We start from the raw sequence: 19,013 nt of genomic DNA on the forward strand, positions 1-19,013 counted from the left end.
GGGATATTCGGTGCAAAACGACGTTGAGCACCCTCCAAGCGACATTCGAAACGAATATTTCACGAATATTGCTGTATGAAATATTCATTCCATGGTGTTTGATAGGTCTGGGGATCAGCAGAGGGAGGGGCTCATGTTGGGAAGGCTGTTATCACGGGTTCGTATCCAGACGCAGGTGATGGTGTTCATTACCCCGTTCGTCTTGAGCATCGTGGCGGTCGGCGCGACGGGTTTTTATGCATCGAGCCTCCTCCAGGGACGGATGGATATTTCCAATTCCGTCCTGCAATCCTTGAGCGGTTTTCGCAATCTGTCAGCGGCGATGGCCGAGTTTCTCGCCAATGCCACCCAGGAAAACCGGAATGCCGTCACCCGGAGGCTTGGCGATCAGCGGACACTTCTGAAATCCGGCATAGACAGGCTCGCTTCCGATCGCGGCGGCCAGCAGGAACTGGAGCAGACGCTGTCTTCCATCGACGGAATTTCGACCCGTATGGATTCGCTGTGGCAGCTCCAGGAGAGCCGGGCAGCGTTGCTCGCCAACCTTCAGAAGGCCCAGAGCGTGATCGTATCGTCCCAAACGGATATTGTCGAAGGCACCAAAGCTCTCCAGCGTATCGCCGACCTGCAGGAAGATGAATCCCGCAACACGCTCGCCGACGCACAGCGTATTTCGGACTTTGTCTCCTTCGCCCAATCGTTGAACGATAAGGCGCAAGCCGCCGGCCCGATCGGCGGCGCCGACACTGACGAACTCGCCCGGCAGCAGCGCATCGTGGGAATGGCGCTCGGCGGCGAGGCACCAGAGGCCAAAAAGGCGATCGACGATGCCATTGCTTCCTTGAAGCCGCTTTCCGAAGCCGCCGACCAGATCGAGGGGCGTGCGGCCGGCCTCAAGGATGTGACGGGCCGGATCGTCGACAGCCTGCCCGAATTGCAGGCTGTCGCCGCACGGCGGGTGAAGGCGGTCACGGACAAGGCGGCCGAGACTGCCAAAACGGTCGAGCGCGCCAAGACCAGCCAGAGGGACGGCCAGAAACTCACGACCTCGGCTTACGTGATCCAGATCGTCATGGCAAAGCTGACGCTTGCGCCGACGCACGCCAATTTCCAGAGGCTTTCGCAGGAAATCACGGCCGTCAGGAAGAGCCTGGAAATGCTTATTTCCAATGCCGGCGGCGTTGCCCAGTTCGACAACCTCAAAAGAAACTTCTGCCGGCGCTGGACAAGATGCAGACCTCCGCCGCCGATCTCGTCCGCATCAGCCTGCAGCGCGAGGACGAATTCCGGGCCGCCGCCGCCGACGTCGACCGGATGTGGGCTCAGTTGACGGCCTTTGCCGAAATGCAGCGGCAGAACGCAGCCGAAGAACGCGCCGACGCCAATTCCATGTCTTTGGGAACGACGATCCTCGGCGCGGTGATCGCCATCCTCGCCGGCATAGGGCTGACGGTGACGCTCAAACGCCCGATCAACCAGATCACCTCGGCCATGCGGCGGCTTGCCGACGGCAGGCTCGAAACGGCAATCGTCGGCGAAAACCGCGCCGATGAGATCGGCGACATGGCCCGTGCACTAGGGGTCTTCAAGAACAACGCCATTGCCAAGGTCGAGATCGAGGAGCGCAGCCAGATTGAACGCACGAGGGCGGAGGAGGAACGGCATCGCAACGACGAGGAAAAACGCGCGGTCGAACAGCAGATCGACTTTGCGGTGACGGCACTGGCCGAGGGCCTCGGGCGTTTGGCGCGTGGCGACATTTCGCAGACGATCGCGACACCCTTCTTCGGCAGGATGGAGCAGCTTCGTAACGATTTCAACTCGTCGCTCCTGCGCCTTCAGGAAACGATCGACCAGATCCGCACCAACACCCGGATGATCGAAGGCAATGCCGGGCAAATGGATATCTCCGCCGGCAACCTTGCAAAACGCACCGAACAGCAGGCCGTCGCGCTCGAAGAGATCGCCGCCGCGATCGAGGAGATCACCTCCACGGTCCGTTCGTCGGCGGCTTGCGCCGACGATGCCCGAGAGATCATCACGGATACCAAGAAGACCGCGGATTCATCGTCCGAGGTGGTTGCCAGCGCCATCGAGGCGATGAGCAAGATCGAAGCGGCTTCCGACGAGATCGTGCAGATCATCGGCGTCATCGACGATATCGCATTCCAGACGAACCTGCTCGCGCTCAATGCCGGCATCGAAGCGGCCCGCGCCGGCGAGGCCGGAAAGGGCTTTGCGGTCGTGGCTCAGGAAGTCCGCGATCTCGCCCAGCGCTCCGCAGAGGCCGGCCAGCGGATTAAGCAGCTTATCGGCCGCTCGCGGGCGGAGATTACCAACGGCGCGCGTATCGTGCGCGAAACGAGCGAAGTCCTCGAAAGCATTTCGACAAAAGTGGTCACCGCATCCGAGCAGATGGACGTCATCGCTCGATCGAGCCGGGAGCAATACAACGCGCTGCACGAAGTCAATTCCTCCGTCAACCGCATGGACCAGATGACGCAGCAGAATGCGGCCATGGTCGAGGAAACGAGCGCGGCGACGAAGGAGCTTGCCGATGAGACCAGGACGCTCCTGCAGCTGATCGACCAGTTCCAGCTGGATGAAGCGGACGCACGCCGCATTGCCGCTGCGTAGACTGATCCCGCTCCAGAGCTGTCCAGGCAAAGCGCGAAGCGCTTTTGCCGGGAATTGCGTAAAACAAACTTGGAGCGGTTCTGCGCTTCCATGAAAAGCTGAACCGCTCTAAGTCGCGATGGTCATCGCCAGCACGGGTGCGTCAATGACGACTGTAGAGTGGCGGCGCCACGTCTTCATCGGCGAATTCCGGGTAGAGGTGTCTGCGCGTGCGAGCAAGTGCTTCCGCCTCCCTGCGGTTCCGCTCCAGCAGCGCGGCGGTGACATCCTTCCAGGGCCCGCCATCCGACGAGGCGATACGGACGGCTCCGCCCTGCGAGAGGAAGTCGCAGAACGACCGCACCGAGCGAAGACGCGTCGTAATTTCGACGTAACGGTCGTCATGTCCAGCCATGTTCGCTCCCTTTCAAAACGGTAGGATGTCATGAACACTTCGGCGAGATGATGGCGCCCGTTCCATCGATGAAGAAAACGACGCACGATCGCAATGCAGGAACCGTCCGCGCCTGTGCCATTACCGTCGGGCAAACTTTCTATTCATCGCAGCGACAGCCAAAGGCAGGGCCGTTGTCGCCACGGTTCCCCAGGGCAACCGCCTCAGGCCCCTGGTGATGACGAATGCACCGGCCATCGCGCCGGCGAGCTTCAGCCACGGTTGATCGCCGAGCTGTGCGTGGGCGCTGGAATCAGCCCACCGGACATTTTCGGTTACGACGGTCGCGGCCTGGCGTCTGCTCACATGAAGGCGAGCCTGAAGGTTTTCGAGCTCCCATCTTAGTTCCTGCAATCGGCTTTCCAGAACGTGCTTCTCGGCGATCCGGACTGGCTCCTCGACATACTCCTCGGCCGTAGCGGAAACATCTCGGCCCAACGTGGCAAAATAGGCGCGGTATTCGGCCTCGCTCGCGAACCCCTCGCGCCGGATGAGATCCGGATTGATGGTCGACCCTTCTCCATTCAGCGCTGAATCGCCGGCATCGCCGCGGTTGTTTTCCGTGCCGACGGCGGGTTGGTCCTTGAACATCATGCTTCTCCCGTTGTTTCCTGTCGGCAGAACGCTCGATGGCTCTAATTGATCCGTCACTGCCGAGCTGCGCCGAAACGCTCAGGGCGAAAGTCCGCAAGCAGGCGGTAGCGGCGGCTGGTGGCGATCTCGTCCGCCAGCAACTCCCCGGCAATCAAGCCGAGGGTGGCGCCGCTATGGCTGAAGGCGACGAAATAGCCCGAGATCGATGGCAGCTCGCCGAAGACAGGCTCGCCGTCGCCTGGAATAGGTTTCGGACCGACCCCATAATCTTCGATCTCCAGCGCCGGATTGCCTTCAAGGACTCTTGATGCCTCTCGCAGCAGCCCCTGCAGTGTAGATTGCCTGACATTGTAGCTGCCGTCGGAATTCACGCTTACCTCTTCCTCCGACCAGGCGGAATCAAGCGCAAAGCCGCCCTTGGGCATCGGTCGAATGGCGACGCGAGGCGTATTGAGCACAGCTTTCAGGGGGTGATCGATCGGCTTGGTCCTGACGAGAAGGGCGACAGGCGTCGCATCTTCGATCTGCTGGCCCGCCTTCGCAACGATTGCGGGAACCTCACCGCCGGCAGCCAGGAGCACAGCGTCCGCGTCGTGTCGCACGCCGTCCGCCGTGATCACGCCACGGGCGCGCCCATTGCTGACATCGACCATCGCACGTCCGGCATCCGTGATGATCTCGCCGCCCAGCGTCAGGAATTCATCCGCAAGCACGCCGATCAGAGACGGAAGATCCACCCATCCCTCCCCCGGATTGAATATTGCGCCTTGCGGCGTCACAGCGCTTGGGTCGACGCCGGGCGTCGCTGCGGCAATCCTCTCCGGGGCAAGCCATTGTGCGTGATAGCCGAGTTCACGTTCATGGTCGAAGATTTCAGCGATCTCGTTGCTGGCGTCGTCCGCGTCCCAGGTCAGGCCGCCGTCGAAGCGCAGCCATGGTGCATCGCGATATCGGGCGGCCAGCGTGCGATAGCGGTCGATGCCGGCCAGGCGCAGCCTGTGATAGGCATCGGAGCGCTTGCGCGCCGAGTTCAACCAGGCGAGCGATCGGCCGGAGGCGCCGTTGGCGAGCGGGCCGTCATTGACGAGCAGCGTTCCAACCCCCAATCGAGCCAGATGGAGCGCGGCCGAGACGCCGAAAATCCCCCCGCCGATGACAACGACCTTCGAAGGTTTGGTGGAAGCATTCATGTCGGGTGCCCTATTCCTGCTCTTTCTGATTGAAACAAATATTGGATCGCGTTTGAGTCCGGTCGCCTCAAAGTACTTCTGCAAGGAAGCGCTTCAGCCGTTCGCTTTGCGGATTGTCGAAGATCTGCTGCGGAGAGCCGGCTTCGATGATGCGGCCCTCGTCCATGAAAACCACCTGGTTGGCGACGCGGCGGGCAAATCCCATCTCATGCGTCACGACGGCCATCGTCATGCCCTGGCGGCCGAGTGTCGCCATCAGGTCGAGCACGCCCTTTACGAGTTCAGGATCAAGCGCACTCGTCACTTCATCGAACAGGATGACCTCCGGATCCATGGCCAGAGCCCGCGCGATCGCGACGCGCTGCTGCTGACCGCCCGACAGGCCAGCCGGCCGATGATCCCTGCGCGCGGCCAGACCGACATCCGCCAGGCGCGCCTCGGCGATGCGCCGCGCCTTCTGCCTCGGCATCTTCTTGATCTTCGTCAGTGCAAGCATGACGTTTTCGAGAGCGGTGTGATCGGGAAACAGATTGAAGTGCTGGAACACCATCCCGACACGGCGACGAAGCTTTTCCGGCCGCATGGCCAGGATACTCTCGCCGTCGAGCAGCATGTCGCCACTCTTCGGCTCGACGAGCCTGTTCATGCAACGCAGCAGCGTTGACTTTCCCGAGCCGGAAGGGCCGATGATGCAAGTGACGGTCCCGGGGGCTATATCGAGATCGACGCTCTTGAGAACGTCGAGTTCGCCGTAGGCCATACTCAAATTGCGGATTCGCAGCGCCCCGCCTTGGAAATGACGGCTGCCTTCGCCGGCTGCGCCGGTGGCGGAAGAGCCGGCAGCCGCAAGTTCGCTCACTTCGACAAGCCCGCTCGCAGGACCGGGACCGCGTCCCTGTTTTCCCAGACGCAGCCTCGCGTCGATATAATTGACGAAGTGGGTCAGCGGCACAGTGATCACGAGGTAGAAGACACCAGCCAGCAGCAGCGGTGACAGATTGCCGGTTACGACCGCCTGATCCTGGCCGACGCGGAAAATCTCCCGCTCGGAGGCGAGCAATCCGAGGAAATAGACGAGGCTCGAATCCTTGACGTTACCGATGAACTGGTTGACCAGCGCCGGCAGCACGCGCCTGATACCCTGAGGGATGACGATCAGACGCATGCCTTGCCCGTAACTCATGCTGAGCGCCCGGCAGGCTTCCATCTGGCCGCGCTCGACGCTTTGGATGCCCGAGCGGAAGATTTCGCCGATATAGGCGCCGGCGATCAGGCTGAGCGCCAGGATGCCAAGCGGGAATGGCGACGGGCCGAAAATATCCCGTCCGACGCGGGCAAAGCCCTGACCAATGATCAGGATCGTGACGATCGCCGGCAGCCCGCGAAAAATATCGGTATAGATGCGCGCTGGCAATCGCAGCCAGCGAGACTGAGAGATACCCATCACGGCGAGAACCATGCCGATGACGACACCGAGCACGGTCGATGCGGCGGCGAGGATCAGCGTATTCTTCAGGCCGATGCTGATCATGCTCGGCAGCACGTCAGCCATCGCCTCCCAATCGAGGAAGCTGCGGCGCAGATTATCTAGCCAGTTCATAGAAATCCCCATCGAAGCCGGTGACCGCGGCCTGCCGCCGCTGAAGTCAGCCGTCCGTTTTTGACGGACGGCTTGTGGCCTCACTTCTTAGGAAGATACTGGTCCGGCATCGGCGAGCCGGGAAACCACTTCTCATAGAGGGTCTTCCAGGTGCCGTCCTGCATCGCCTCATGAAGGGCGCCATTCAGCGCCGTGCGAAAGGCATCGTTGCCCTTCCTGATCACGAAGCCCGCGGGCGCATCGAAGGATGGAATGTTGACAGCGACCTTCAGTGCGGGATAGCGCTCGCCATATTGCTTGGCGGCCTCGTAATCCAGGAAATGCGCATCGATCGTGCCGTTGTTGAGCGCGGCGACGGCGGAATTGTTGTCGGGGAATTTCACGAGATCGGTCCCGCCGAAATTCTTGGCGGCATAGATTTCCTGCAAGGTTCCCTGCACCACGCCGAGACGCTTGCCGTTCAGCCCCTCGGCATCCTTGATCCCTGCATCCGGCGTCAGCACCGAGAGGTAGCCGGCAAGATAGCCGTCGGAAAAATCGACCGTCTTCTTGCGGGCCTCGGTGGTTCCGATCGCCGCAACGGCAACATCGAAGCGTTCGTTGGCGACCGAAGGCAGCAATGCCGAAAATTCCTGGCCGGTAAACGTCACCTTCTCCTTCGGGAAACCAATACGAGAGGCGACGTCGAGAAAAAGTTCGATATCGAAACCGGTGAACTGGCCGTCCGCAGTCGCAAAGGTGTAGGGCTTGGCGTCGCCCATCGTGCCGACGCTGATGAGGCCGGGCTCGATGAGATTATATGGATTGTCCGCGGCGGCCGCAGAGCCGATCCCTGTCGCCAGAAGGCAAGCCATGAGGCCGGCGCGCAACGGCGCAATGGCAGCCGGAACTGATTCAAAAAACTTCATATTGGTTCTCCGCTCTGAAAGGAATGCTCTTTTCGGCACTATCGATCATCCGCTCTTGCCGCGTTCACGGCAGAGCTTGTTTGGCAAAGATACCGGTATCTTTTAAAAAGAGACCGGTCTCACAACATAATTGATATCTGTCAATTGACCCGCCGTCAATAACTCTTGTAGTGCTGCCGCATGGAAGATCCTGTTGCCCACAAACGTTCAGTCACGGTTGCCGACGTCGCGAAGGCGGCGAGGGTGTCGAAAGCGACGGCCGCCCGCGTGCTGGGCGGCTATGGCGTCGTCAGCGGCAAGATCAAGGATCAGGTCATGGCCGCCGCAGCGGCGCTCGAATACCGGCCGAATGAACTTGCCCGCAGCATGAGCACCGGACGGTCCGGCATCATCGGGGTCGTGGTGGGAGACATTGAAAACGCCTTCTTCAGCCTGGCAGTTCGCGGTATAACCGACGCAGCCCGGGTCGCCGGCTTTAACGTGATCATTTCCAATTCGGGCGAAAAGCTTGAAGCGGAGAAATCGGCGGTCGACCTCCTGATTGGCAAGCGCGTCGATGGCCTGATCGTGACGCCGGCTCGCTGCGACAGCATCGATCATCTCCGCCACGTCCGCCGCGCGGGTATGCCGCTGGTGCTGTTCGATCGGACTATCCCCGAACTCGATGTGGACTCCGTGACCGGCGATGATCGCGAGGCCGCAATCGCCGCCACTCGGTTTATGGTCGGGGAAGGGCATCGCCGTCTCGCCTACGTCTCGGCCATGGATGCCGAAGGCAATGGGTTCATTGACATCGGGGGGATATCGAATTCAGCCGTACGCGAACGCGTGGAAGGCTTCGTGAGCGTTCTCACGGAGGCAGGCTCGCCCAACCCCGTTCACTATGTACGGTTGGGCGCTACGGATCAGCCGCAAACCGACGCCGTGATCAAACGGTTGCTCGCGGATCCATCGCCGCCGACCGCCATCCTGGCGTCGGACAGCCTTGTGGGATTGCGGGTCTTCAAGTCGCTGCAATCACTCGGCCTTTCGATTCCCGACGATGTCTCGATGATTTCCTTCCTTGATGCCGATTGGACAACCGTTACCGTCCCGCCGATCACCATCGTCGACCAGCACGTCTACGAGATGGGCAAGCTCGCCGGCGAGAGGCTCGTCGCCCGCATCGAACAAAGCCCCCTTGCCGTCGAACGGCTGCGGGTTAGGACGAGGCTCGTCACACGCGGCTCTGTCGCAAAGCGATGAGCATGCCCCCAGCGCAGCAGGAGGAAGGTGAAACGCGCGGCGTCTAATCGAAAAGCTCGCCGTGGCCAATCTGCTCCCGCTTGCCTGGCACGTCACTAATGACGGGATCATCGGCAGGATCGGGATCCTTCTTATTGGCTTCGGTCAAAAACCGCGCGGCCTCAAGAAAGGCGACCGTTATCTCCTCGGTTCCCCATCCGGCTTCGTTGGCGGCTGCAATGAGCCTCTCCAAGGCGTCTCGTGCAGCAGCGCTCGCTTCTTCGAAGCGTTGAGCGGGAGCTTCGGCTTTTGGCGGTGGAAAGGTCATCGGCGTTCCCTCCATGGTCTGGCTATCGAGGATGAACGCAGCTCCTCGGAAATGGATGCACCATGATGACGATTTAGCTGCGGCTGCGCCGACTTCCCTATCAGACGACCGTCTGCAATAAAAACGGGGAACGCTCCAGCGGACGCTGGGCGAGGATTCTCAGCATCGCCGGGCCCTGTATGCCGGTTGTCGTGCACGAGCGGCCGTCGTGATAGATGACCGTCATGACCTGGCCGCGAATATCATAGCGTATCTGCGCGATCGTCCGGCTGTGAACCGGAAATACGAATTCGTCGGGCCCAGATGTCTGCCCGGAGGTCTTCAAAGTCATCGCGATGCCCCAACGATCATGCGCCCTGTCCCGATGCTTCTTCCTTCCAAGGAACCCGGCCCGGAAATCGAAAGCGCCAAGCGAGCCCAATCAAACACATATTGCTTCTATGGTCGCGTGACATCGGCGTGACATGCAGTCCTGCGTTAGAAAACCCTTTGAGAACAGCCATGGACCTAGATGCCGCGAAAGCCACGCAATCAGTGCAAAGTCGCCTGCAATCCATAGGCCCGGGTGGCCTGTGGCCAGCGTTCGATTACGTGCGTGAGCGACCGGACTGCCTCATCCACCGCAAAAAGCGCATCCCTCAGGCGTGCGACCTCATAATGGAGTTCATACATCTCGACCTCGTCAATATCCTCCCTGTCAAGCAGGCCTCGCGCCGCTTCGATCAAGCGCTCCCCGCGCCCGACAATATCGAGAGCGCTTCTTACAATGACGTCGAGCATGCCTCACCCCGGTTTTCCGACCAAGCTCCCGCAGAATCGGCATACTGACAATCCTAAAATCTTGTCAGATCCGCTCGCGCATCCTGCCATAGAAATCCCTGAGATCCCGTAGGGCCAATGAGTTGTGGTGGCGCGGCGGGGAGAAGTAACGTGAGGCTGTAAGGGCAAACATACCCGCGACGGCAGCCATCAGGACAATTGTGGAAAGCGGATAATGTCTTACCACTGCCTCGGTCTGTCGGATCGCCTTCCCGGTGCTACCCTTCGCCAATCGCCCGGCATCGAGAACCCGTTGCCGGAGCGCATCAACCTGTTTCCGCAGCGCGCTCAGTTCCACGCCCAGGTCCTGTTCCGGTTGTCGAGGGATGCCGACGGATGCGGTTTTGATGTCGATGATGGCCTTCGGCACCGGTTCGCCGATCTTGGCTGCGCTGGTGTCGAGGGCTGTCGTGCTACTGTTCTTTCGGCGCGGCATGTCACATCTCCATCCTAGTCGTCGTCGAGTGAAAAGAGCGGCCGGTAATGGCGCTCGGCGATCAGCAGGCTTCGGTCGGACCGGATAACGTATATCTCCTCGACCTCCCGTCCCCATTGGTCAGTGAAGGTGTGCGGGAAGGAAGAGCCCACCGGCGACTTGGTCAGCTTGGTACGAGGCTGGCCGTTAAAGGTTATGCTGCCGGGAATGGGCGCGAGCCCCGCCGACGAGTAGCTGCCTGCGCTGGTCGTGCAGCCTGTCAGCGCAATGACCAGGACCATCGTCAATCCCGTACTCCGCCTCATCGAATCCTCCAACTGCGTCGGCGTCGATCGCTGTTCGTCGATGTAACAAGAAGCTGTAGACATTGTTCCAGAATTCGGCGGCGCCGGGGCGTGCGTCTGCGACAGGAACAACCGGGCTGTGGCGTAGTTCGGTCTGCAAAGGAGATGCCATATGAACCACGAAGCCCCGATCCGGCAGCGGCTCCTTCAGAGGGCCTCACCTGCGTTTGGCCACCCGGCCCACTACCGGATTTTCCGAGACCGAGACAGAGGCTGCGCCCACCGCCTGAACAACCGCGTTGGATCATGTCATGGCTGATATCATCGAGGTCGATTTCCAGCTCGTGTGGCGGTATCCGGTTTTCATCCGCACCGGAGCGAGCGAACAGCAGCGCATAGAAGGCCCGGACGCGGCGCTCGACGCCCTGAACCACCGCTGGTCCGATGTTCGGGGCGGCGGTTATGTCGAAGCGAAGCGGCGCTGCGTCGATGCGCTTCGCCGACGCGGAAGTGCGGAACTGGCGCGCCAACGTTTCATCCAGGCCGCCATTGCCGCCGGCGTCCTGGCCTGACGCGAGCAACTTGGCCCGCAGCTCGAACCGCTGGTCCGCGCGCTATCTCACCAAGGAGACAAGCGGGCTGGCATCAACAACGCGTCCGTTATCTTGATCAACTGAAGGGCGATTGTTCTCTGCATCGCCGCGATCCAGCTCTTCTGCGACGGCAAGACAGATGTCGAAGATCTCGCCGCAGGATTAAACGAGATGTTTCCCCCCGGATCTGCTCAAGATCAATGCTCCAACCTCGCAGTCGATCCACTGACGCCTGTCCTACGGACTCCGGGAACAGGGCGCGTCTCACTGCGTTTTCCGCTCGAAGGGAGCTATACCATGGCCAAAACAAAGATTCCGAGGAAAATTGCCGGGTACAAGGTGCCGAACAGCATCCGGAAGAATTCAATATTGAAAACCTTGCTGGCGAGCCCCACAGGCCGTGACATCCTGGGAAAGGCACTGATCGCCGGCGCCGGCGCTGCCGCCGCCGTGCTGGTGGAGGACCACGACGACATTGCCGACGCCGCAGGATCGGGAAAGCGCAAGGGCGCCAAGACCCTTGGGCTGATCGGCCAAGCCTTTCATAGCGCAACGGATGCGGCCGTCGAAGTCGTGCGTGACGCCGCCAGCGCGGCGCTTCCGAAGAAAATCAGGAAACGGGCCGAAGAAAACCCTCGGAAGGGCGTCGCCGTGCACTAGATGCGACGCCGCCCCCAAAGCATTCGAAGCGAGTGTTGGAATCTCTCTTGCGCAAACACGCAGATAAAGGCGTACTGTCCCAGGCCAAGGCGGCTGCCGCTGCCAAGGCGCTGGGCAAGCTTGTGCGCAAGCACCCTTTCATCGCTGCTGAGCTTGCCCTGGCGGGAACGGCCAGAGGCATCGTGGTCGCGGCCGAGGAAGTAAAGCAGCGCCTTCTACCTCATCATGATGCCGGAGAAATCGGGGATGAGGGTTCGGGGGAAATCAGATGAAAGAACAGGACTTGAAGGAGCTCGGCGAAGCCGTCCTGAAGGAACGCGGGCCGATATCACTCCGAAGCAGCTCATCAAGGCCGTAATGAAATCGCATCCGCAGGCCACCAGGAAGGAGATCGTTCGTGCGGCCTTCTATGCGCTTATTGCGCATGCCGGCAACGAGCCTGAAAAGGCCGGCATCCTTCAGGACTTCGCGATCACCGAGCGCACCAAAGACGACGAGTGAAACTCTGGCGGCCGAAGACTTCGGCATCCCAAGCGCGAATGTGATGCTGGCTCTCCGTTCGCCTACAGCTCGTCGCTGCGCCGCTTTACGGCGTGTTTTACAGCCAGCAAATGTCGGCGCCGCTCGATCACGTAGTCGGCATAGCCGACGCAGATATAAAGCAAGGTCGGACCGGCGTAGATGACGATGAGAGCCAATGCAACAAGGATGAATGCGGTCGTCATGGTCTGTTTTCCATCATATTGATGATCTAAGCGATGGACTTGCGCCTTTGGCAGTTTCCACCGCTCGGTCTGCGGTCGGCATGTGCGATAATTTTTCTCCTTCGGTTTATCGACTCAAACATTCGAGGCCCATGGAGGTTCCGGGCCCGAAACGCAAATCACCTGGCTACGCGGGCTGGCGGACTGAGACAGCCTAAGACTTGTCCAGGTGCCGCCGCAGTTCGTCCTTGGGAATGAAATTGTCGGTACTGCCCGCCTCATGATCGGGATGCGATACTTTCACATCGATATCGTCAGGAAGTGACAATGCCTGCTTAGCATTCATGATGCCCAGCGGCACCCGTCCCTTCTCGGTCTCGACGGCGACTTCGACAAGTGGTTTCCTAGGTTTCATCGTGGCGATCCTTATCCTTGTCTAATCGAAATCCGCCTGCTTCCCGATCGTTCCCTCTCCGCGCGATTTCGTGGTCTTTCTTCCCGCATTGCCGCCGTAATACGGTCCAGCAAGGGGTTCGACGCCAGACCCTCGAGCGAAACCGACAGCTTCGGCTTCCAGTTCGGGTAGCTGACGCTGGTGCCCGGTATATTGGTGGGCCTCTTCTCGTCAGTCAGATCCGCCAGCCGGACCGCGACGAGAAGCGAAGGGGTCCGGGCGATGAAGCGGTAGGCGCTGACAGTCAATTCCCTCAAGGTCTCCCGGCTTGCCCTTGCGCTCAGCCGGGCCGGCATCTCGAGGCCGGCGGCGCGCAGCGCCGCCTTGAGATTTCGTCGCTCGCGCCGACGGTGCTCGAGATGTTTTGCCGTGAGATCGGGCGGCACGATGCCGTGGTCGCGGCGATCCTGGATGTCGGCGCTGCGCCACCAGCCGACCAGGGTTTGATGGTCATGCGTCGAAATGCAGGTTAGGCCGAAAATGGGATAGGCATCCGGCGGCTTGAAGCCTTTCTTGTCCTGTTCGTAGGAGAGGATGCGATAAGAGAGTATCTGCGCCGCTGCCAGTTCGTCCGGCAAATCCACGGGGATCATTCCCAGCGCTTCGCCGATGACGAGGCATCGATGCTCGGCGGAAGTCTCGGCGAGAATCTGCAGAAGACGATGCTGGGGGTAGCGGACATAGGCGCCGCCGTCCGGCTTGCTGCCCAGCGGCACGAGGAAGAGGCGCCGGAGCGCCGGGGCGTGATCGATCCGGATCGCACCGGCATATCGCATGGCGGCGCTCACCATGCGCCGGTAAGGCGACCCATCTCCGGCGACGATCGCGGAAGGCAAATACCCGGCAAGATGCCAGTCCTGCCCCCCTACAGCAAACGGATCGGGAGGGCTGCCGATGGTTGCCTTGGAGATATAGACATCCGGCTCGCCCCAAGTCGCCGACCCGTCGACCGCCTCGCCCACGGCCAGATCGAGATAAAGTCCGATCCGCAGTCCGGCCTTGCGCGCCCTCTCCGCTGCCAGCAGCAACTGACGATGCGCCAGCCACTGCAGCCACATGTGGAAGCGGACCTCGTCCGCATGCCCATGCTCGAATTCGGCGACGGCAGCGCTGTCGAAACGCTGGAAATCCCCCGGCCATCCGTGCCAGCCGGCGCCTGCCCCGCGCTCCACCATGGAAAACGAAAGGCATTCGAAAAGCGCGTGCCGCCGCAGGCTGTCGCCGCCTCGCGCGACGAAGCTCTCGAAATCACCGGGATTGTAGGTTTCATCGGCAGCGCCCGACTGCAACCAGGCGCGCCATAGATCACGCAAGGCGCCAAGCTTGACCCGTGCGACCCCGACATAATCGACGAGATCGGCCTGGCGAAGCCCCTTCAATTGTCGTTCGAGTTCGGCATTACCGACAAAACCCGGCAAACGATCGACCGCGATATAGAGCGGGTTGAGATGCTGACGGTTTGAGGGCTCATAGGGGCTGCAGCGGTTGGGATCGGCGAGAAAAGGCGCATGGAGCGGGTTGAGGCCGACGAAATCGGCGCCGAGCTTCGCCGCCAGACCGGCCATATCGGACAGATCCTCGAAATCCCCGATGCCCCAATTGCGCGCCGACCGGAGCTCGTAAAGCTGCAGGCTGATACCCCAGACCCGTGTCCTGAACAGAAAATCCGGCAGAAATGATTTGGGAATTGCCTTATCCGCCGGCTCCTGCGCCCGTCGCGGTGCATTCGTCTCTCGTTGGGTGGCTGCCGCCAGTTCGACTCCCAAAGCCGAGAGTATCTTGCGTTTGGTATCGGCGGAGATCGCCACCTCGCGGCCGTCGGGGCTGGGCCGGGTCGGGCTGATCCCGTATCGGCGGGCGAGCTTGTCGAGCCCGGCAGATTTCATCGTCCGATCGCCTTCATGCCAGGCCCTCACCTTTCGAGATGCTCCAGATCACTGTCCAGGGCGCCAGTTGACCTCCATCGCTGCCGCCGAGGCGGAAGATCGTCTCGCCTTGGTCACGCCGGGAGAGAAGCGGCGCCGCCTCGTTGCCGAGATTGGCATCCAGATGAAGACGCCGGTCGCCGGCCAAAACCCAATCGACCGCAAGCGTTGAGCCCGCCGAGCGATAGGCCGCGTTTCCATCGCCGGCGCCTTTCAGCAGCGGTACGATCCGTCGATGCCGAAGGTCGAGCAGCGTCCTGTAGAATTCAAGCATTCCCGATAAAGCGCATTTCGACCAGTCGAGCTTGGCGGCCGCAAAGGTCGATGGCGCCGTCGGATCAAGACGCTCGTCGGCGTCGAAGCCCGGCAGCCGCGAAAGCTCCTTGCGCCGACCCATCCGGACCTTTTCGTTCAGTTCCTCGTCAAAATCGCAGAAAAACGGAAAGGGCTCTCGCGCACCCCATTCCTCGCCCATGAACAGCATCGGTATCTGCGGTGCCAGCAGGTAGATTGACGTGACGGCCTTGACGGCATCGGTCGGGCTCGACGCCATAATCCGGTCCCCCAGCGCCCGGTTGCCAATCTGGTCATGATTCTGGATGAAGGACACGAAGGCGGCGGGCGGCAGGTGGCCGCTCGGCCGGCCTCGGCTTCCACCACGATACGGCATGTGCTCGCCTTGGAACACGAAGCCTTCCGCCAGCGCCCGGCCGAGCTTGTGCGCGTCACCGACATAATCGGCATAATAGCCGAAGGTCTCGCCGGTCGCAGCGATATGCAGCACATGATGCAGGTCGTCGTTCCACTGGGCGGTAAACAGCCTCGACTCGCCGTTCTCGTCGCGCAGCAGAAGATCGCTGTCGTTCTCCTCGTTCTCGACGATCAGATGAACCTGGCGGCCGCCGGCCGCCGCCCGAATGCGGCGCGCAAGCGCATGAAGAAGATGCTCTGTGCTGTCGTCCTTGATGGCGTGGACGGCGTCGAAGCGAAAACCATCAAGTCTGAATTCGCTGATCCAATAGATGGCGTTCTCTATGATGAATTCGCGGATCATCTCAGAGCCGTCGCCGTCATAATTGATGCCGTGGCCCCAGGGCGTCTTGTGATGATCGGTAAAGAGCGGTGCGTAGGAGGGAATATAGTTGCCGTCGGGTCCGAAGTGATTGTAGACCGCGTCGAGGAAGACCGAGATGCCGCGCTCATGCGCCGCATCGACCAGCGCCATGAAATCTTCCGGCCGGCCGTAACTGCTGTCGGGCGCATAGGGAAGCACGCCGTCATAGCCCCAGTTGTAGCGGCCCGGGAAGTCGCTGAGCGGCATGATCTGCAGCGCCGTAACGCCCAGCTCCCGCAAATGGTCGAGACGTTCGATCGCGGCCCTGAAGGTCCCCTGCGGTGTAAAGCAGCCGATATGCAGTTCGTAGATGACCATCTCTTCCCATGGCCGGCCCGTCCAGTCGCCCGTTTTCCAGCGATAGGCGGAAAGGTCGACCACTTCGCTCGGACCATGCACATCCTGCGGCTGGAACCGCGAGGCAGGATCGGGAACTTCGCGGCCATCCGGCAGGACGAAACGATAGCGCGCACCGGCACGGGCATCTGCAACCATGCACCGATGCCACCCGTCTTCTGTCGGCTGCATCGGACGCGTGGCACCTCCTTCGATTTTCAATGACACGCTTTGATGCAAAGGCGCCCAGTGGCGAAACAGAGTGCCATCTTCGGTGAATGCGGGGCCGAACATCGTTTTGGTCAAGGGAAAGCCTTCAGTGGAGGGTGGGATTTGAGTAACTTTTGTCAGAGCAAAAAGTTTCGCCTGAGCGGAGTGCGCAAGCTGAGTGCCGCGAAGGTGAACGGCGTTTGATCTGCGTCTCCATGTATTCCGTTTGAAACGCGGTTGTGCTTCAACCATGCGACGACGACGGGATGATGCTTGAAGCGAAAAGGTTACCTGCGGCTTGCAAACTATTTCGATAATTTCAAAACATTTTGTAAGACACGGCGCGATGGCAGCGACCGGATTCCTTTTGATGATTTCCGGTCTCGCGCCAGCATTCGGTTCGGACATGGAATCGCGCGAATCATGGGGGAGTTTTCCTGTATCGCTCGATTCCGTTGAAATAAAATGCCCACGCTTTGGGAAAGCTTCATCAGACGCGGCGCTCGTCATGGAGTGCGATGGAAGCAAGCGGACGGTGATGATTGCGAAGAGCCTAAATTTTGACGGCGCTTCCTATATTAGAAATCCAGACAGCCACGCAAAGCAAGTATTGTCGGACGTTCGCAAGATCATAAATGAAGATTTAAACATCGAACATCGACTATTAACGTTGTGCGATCCCTCAATAGATAATCTCGGAAGATGCAAAACAGTCTACGTTCTGAGTGGCGCCAGGGACTTTGAAGAGGCGGCGTTGGCCATCAACCCGAAGGACAATAAAATTGACAGCGTACTTTCTGATCCTCTCGTGGGAGCGAGGCAAATGAGGGGTGAAACTTGATCCCCCAGATACTCCAGCTCCCGCTAGGCGCGGCGCTTCGATCATCATCACGCGGCGGCGACCTTATCCCTGAGCGCCGCGTCCATGGCCGCCTGGAGCTGCTCCTGCGTGAATGGCTTCGTCATCCTGAGCATCCGGCCGAGCCCCTGGTCCTCGGTAAGCTCGACATAGCCGGAGGCGAGGATCACCGGCAGGTTGGGGAAGGCTGAACGAAGGTAGCGCGCAAGTTCCGCACCCGTCATGCCCGGCATGGCATGATCTGTAATCACGAGATCACACTCCTGTCCGCCGGCGAGGAATTCCAGAGCCTGAGACGCGGAAGCCGCTTCCCGCGGCAGGTGGCCGAGATCCTCCAGCATTGCCACGGTTCCGGTCCTGACGAGCGCATCGTCGTCGACGACGAGGATGGCAAGCGATCGCGAGACCGGGTTCAAGGGTTCGGCGACCGCAGGCACGTCCGCCGGCTCTGCCCTCGGAACCCTCTGCGCGACGGGCAGCCAGAGGGAGACGGTCGTGCCCTTCCCTCTTGTGCTCGAAATCTGGATGGAACCACCCGACTGCGCTGCCAGGCCGTGCACCATCGAGAGGCCGAGACCGGTTCCCTTACCGATCCCCTTCGTGGTGAAAAATGGCTCGGCGGCGCGCAGGACCGTCGCCTCGTCCATGCCTTCGCCATCGTCCGAGACCGATATCTTGATGTAATTTCCGCCTGCAAGACCGGCGGGCCGCGCCTCCTCCGCCGCCGCGGCGACCGTCACCGCACCGCCGCTTTCGAGCGCATCGCGTGCATTGACGAAGAGATTGAGCAGCGCCAGCTCCAGCTGGTTGCTGTCCACCAGCAGCGGCTCCAGATCCGCCGGAATGCGCTTTCGGATCTCGACGCGCGGTCCGACCGCCTTGGCGAGCAGATCCTCGACATTTTCGAACAGCCGTAGGAAGTCGACCGCCTGCGGCTTCAGCTCCTGGCGGCGAGCGAAGGCAAGCAGGCGCTGGGTGAGCGCCGTACCGCGTTCGGCCGCCTGGATGGCGTTCGTCACCAGGCGCTCGCTGCGCTCATCCGCCGGAAGCCGCTTCTTTAAGAGACTGAGACTGCCGAGCACTGCCATGAGAAGATTGTTGAAGTCGTGCGCCACCCCGCCTGTCAGATGACCGATCGTATCGAGCTTCTGCGCCTCGAAGAGCTGCGCCAGCGCCTCCTCGCGCTCGCGCGTCCTTTGATCGATGCGATGCTCGAGCTCCTCGTTCAGCTGACGCAACTGCGCTGCCGAGGCTTCGAGTTCGGCGGTGCGCTGGTGCACTCTGGCCTCCAGCTCGGCATTCAGGCGTTCGAGTTCCCGCGTCTTCCTGTAGAGATCGGCAAAGACCCTGACCTTGGCCCGCAGCACCTCGGGCACGATCGGGACGGAGACGTAATCGACGGCGCCCACCGCATAGCCGCGCAACCGGTCTGGTTCCGCCAGCATGACGGCGGAGACGAAGATGATCGGTGTGTTTTGATAGCGCGGATGCTGCCGGATCATGCTGACGAGTTCGAATCCGTCCTGCTCGGGCATGCAGACGTCGACGAGGATCACGGCAATTTCCGTGCGCAGCAGGTGCTCGAAGGCTTCGCGCGCCGATTGCGCCTTGATGAGATTTTCCTCGAGCTCTTCGAGAATGACCTCATAGCTCAGGAGTTTGGCGGGCTGGTCGTCGACGAGGAGGATGTTGACGGGGTTCATAG

Annotated in this window: 23 protein-coding genes; 8 read left to right on the forward strand and 15 right to left on the reverse strand. The window is 60.8% G+C overall.

What is annotated here, in order from left to right; all coding sequences use genetic code 11:
- Positions 1-133: 133 nt before the first annotated feature.
- Together J0663_RS31390 and J0663_RS31395 are read left to right on the forward strand one after the other, a co-directional pair.
- The gene (locus tag J0663_RS31390; RefSeq protein ID WP_246590442.1) at positions 134-1,330 is read left to right on the forward strand and encodes a hypothetical protein; all 1,197 of its coding nucleotides are present in this window, start codon (positions 134-136) and stop codon (positions 1,328-1,330) included.
- Positions 1,231-2,637 (forward strand): methyl-accepting chemotaxis protein, encoded by a 1,407-nt coding sequence (locus tag J0663_RS31395; RefSeq protein ID WP_246590443.1) that lies wholly within the window; start codon positions 1,231-1,233, stop codon positions 2,635-2,637. The genes J0663_RS31390 and J0663_RS31395 overlap by 100 nt, the downstream gene beginning before the upstream one ends.
- Before the next feature lie 142 nt (positions 2,638-2,779).
- Here J0663_RS31395 and J0663_RS23165 read toward each other — a convergent pair whose 3' ends face one another.
- From J0663_RS23165 to J0663_RS23185, 5 genes are all read right to left on the reverse strand, one after another.
- Positions 2,780-3,031, reverse strand: a complete 252-nt coding sequence (locus tag J0663_RS23165) for a hypothetical protein (protein ID WP_207245273.1) — start codon at positions 3,029-3,031, stop codon at positions 2,780-2,782.
- A gap of 120 nt (positions 3,032-3,151) precedes the next feature.
- A complete protein-coding gene (locus J0663_RS23170) occupies positions 3,152-3,661 on the reverse strand; it encodes a hypothetical protein (protein WP_207245274.1) in 510 nt (169 codons plus the stop codon).
- Between the two features lie 56 nt (positions 3,662-3,717).
- A complete protein-coding gene (locus J0663_RS23175) occupies positions 3,718-4,854 on the reverse strand; it encodes an NAD(P)/FAD-dependent oxidoreductase (RefSeq protein WP_207245275.1) in 1,137 nt (378 codons plus the stop codon).
- A gap of 67 nt (positions 4,855-4,921) precedes the next feature.
- Entirely contained in the window at positions 4,922-6,454 is a 1,533-nt protein-coding gene (locus J0663_RS31640; protein ID WP_207245276.1) for an amino acid ABC transporter permease/ATP-binding protein, read from the reverse strand.
- An 80-nt stretch (positions 6,455-6,534) separates the two neighbouring features.
- Positions 6,535-7,362: an ABC transporter substrate-binding protein gene (locus tag J0663_RS23185; RefSeq protein ID WP_207245277.1), complete on the reverse strand. Its 828-nt coding sequence runs from the start codon at positions 7,360-7,362 to the stop codon at positions 6,535-6,537.
- A 180-nt stretch (positions 7,363-7,542) separates the two neighbouring features.
- Between J0663_RS23185 and J0663_RS23190 the strand changes: the two genes are divergently transcribed.
- Positions 7,543-8,607 carry a LacI family DNA-binding transcriptional regulator gene (locus J0663_RS23190; RefSeq protein WP_207245278.1) on the forward strand — a complete coding sequence of 355 codons (1,065 nt, stop codon included), beginning with the start codon at positions 7,543-7,545 and terminating at the stop codon, positions 8,605-8,607.
- A 43-nt stretch (positions 8,608-8,650) separates the two neighbouring features.
- Here J0663_RS23190 and J0663_RS23195 read toward each other — a convergent pair whose 3' ends face one another.
- The 5 genes from J0663_RS23195 to J0663_RS23215 all read right to left on the reverse strand — a co-directional run bounded on the left by J0663_RS23195 (position 8,651) and on the right by J0663_RS23215 (position 10,474).
- Positions 8,651-8,914 (reverse strand): hypothetical protein, encoded by a 264-nt coding sequence (locus J0663_RS23195; protein ID WP_207245470.1) that lies wholly within the window; start codon positions 8,912-8,914, stop codon positions 8,651-8,653.
- 100 nt (positions 8,915-9,014) lie between these two features.
- Complete coding sequence (locus J0663_RS23200) at positions 9,015-9,245, reverse strand: hypothetical protein (RefSeq protein ID WP_207245279.1); 231 nt, start codon at positions 9,243-9,245, stop codon at positions 9,015-9,017.
- A 200-nt stretch (positions 9,246-9,445) separates the two neighbouring features.
- Positions 9,446-9,694: a hypothetical protein gene (locus J0663_RS23205; RefSeq protein WP_207245280.1), complete on the reverse strand. Its 249-nt coding sequence runs from the start codon at positions 9,692-9,694 to the stop codon at positions 9,446-9,448.
- Positions 9,695-9,758: 64 nt separating this feature from the next.
- Positions 9,759-10,169: a hypothetical protein gene (locus J0663_RS23210; protein ID WP_207245281.1), complete on the reverse strand. Its 411-nt coding sequence runs from the start codon at positions 10,167-10,169 to the stop codon at positions 9,759-9,761.
- A gap of 14 nt (positions 10,170-10,183) precedes the next feature.
- On the reverse strand, positions 10,184-10,474 hold the full coding sequence (locus tag J0663_RS23215) for a hypothetical protein (protein ID WP_207245282.1): 291 nt from the start codon (positions 10,472-10,474) through the stop codon (positions 10,184-10,186).
- Positions 10,475-10,764: 290 nt separating this feature from the next.
- Here J0663_RS23215 and J0663_RS23220 point away from each other — a divergent pair, with 290 nt between their 5' ends.
- The 4 genes from J0663_RS23220 to J0663_RS23235 all read left to right on the forward strand — a co-directional run bounded on the left by J0663_RS23220 (position 10,765) and on the right by J0663_RS23235 (position 12,207).
- Positions 10,765-11,025, forward strand: a complete 261-nt coding sequence (locus J0663_RS23220; RefSeq protein ID WP_207245283.1) for a DUF982 domain-containing protein — start codon at positions 10,765-10,767, stop codon at positions 11,023-11,025.
- Between the two features lie 318 nt (positions 11,026-11,343).
- Complete coding sequence (locus J0663_RS23225) at positions 11,344-11,706, forward strand: hypothetical protein (RefSeq protein ID WP_207245284.1); 363 nt, start codon at positions 11,344-11,346, stop codon at positions 11,704-11,706.
- Positions 11,707-11,753: 47 nt separating this feature from the next.
- On the forward strand, positions 11,754-11,978 hold the full coding sequence (locus J0663_RS23230; protein WP_207245285.1) for a hypothetical protein: 225 nt from the start codon (positions 11,754-11,756) through the stop codon (positions 11,976-11,978).
- 85 nt (positions 11,979-12,063) lie between these two features.
- Entirely contained in the window at positions 12,064-12,207 is a 144-nt protein-coding gene (locus J0663_RS23235) for a hypothetical protein (RefSeq protein WP_207245515.1), read from the forward strand.
- Between the two features lie 62 nt (positions 12,208-12,269).
- On the opposite strand, the gene J0663_RS23240 is transcribed toward J0663_RS23235, so the two are convergent.
- The 4 genes from J0663_RS23240 to treZ all read right to left on the reverse strand — a co-directional run bounded on the left by J0663_RS23240 (position 12,270) and on the right by treZ (position 16,533).
- Complete coding sequence (locus J0663_RS23240) at positions 12,270-12,431, reverse strand: hypothetical protein (RefSeq protein ID WP_167377222.1); 162 nt, start codon at positions 12,429-12,431, stop codon at positions 12,270-12,272.
- A 193-nt stretch (positions 12,432-12,624) separates the two neighbouring features.
- A complete protein-coding gene (locus tag J0663_RS23245; RefSeq protein WP_207245286.1) occupies positions 12,625-12,825 on the reverse strand; it encodes a hypothetical protein in 201 nt (66 codons plus the stop codon).
- An 11-nt stretch (positions 12,826-12,836) separates the two neighbouring features.
- Positions 12,837-14,750: a 4-alpha-glucanotransferase gene (gene malQ / locus J0663_RS23250; protein ID WP_207245287.1), complete on the reverse strand. Its 1,914-nt coding sequence runs from the start codon at positions 14,748-14,750 to the stop codon at positions 12,837-12,839.
- Between the two features lie 13 nt (positions 14,751-14,763).
- Positions 14,764-16,533 (reverse strand): malto-oligosyltrehalose trehalohydrolase, encoded by a 1,770-nt coding sequence (treZ, locus tag J0663_RS23255; RefSeq protein WP_375337269.1) that lies wholly within the window; start codon positions 16,531-16,533, stop codon positions 14,764-14,766.
- 262 nt (positions 16,534-16,795) lie between these two features.
- Between treZ and J0663_RS23260 the strand changes: the two genes are divergently transcribed.
- On the forward strand, positions 16,796-17,290 hold the full coding sequence (locus tag J0663_RS23260; protein ID WP_207245289.1) for a hypothetical protein: 495 nt from the start codon (positions 16,796-16,798) through the stop codon (positions 17,288-17,290).
- A gap of 47 nt (positions 17,291-17,337) precedes the next feature.
- Here the strand turns inward: J0663_RS23260 and J0663_RS23265 are convergent, their stop codons facing one another.
- Positions 17,338-19,011, reverse strand: a complete 1,674-nt coding sequence (locus tag J0663_RS23265; protein WP_207245290.1) for a response regulator — start codon at positions 19,009-19,011, stop codon at positions 17,338-17,340.
- Positions 19,012-19,013: the final 2 nt, after the last annotated feature.

The sequence above is a fragment of the Rhizobium lentis genome (genome assembly GCF_017352135.1).
Classification (GTDB): domain Bacteria; phylum Pseudomonadota; class Alphaproteobacteria; order Rhizobiales; family Rhizobiaceae; genus Rhizobium; species Rhizobium lentis.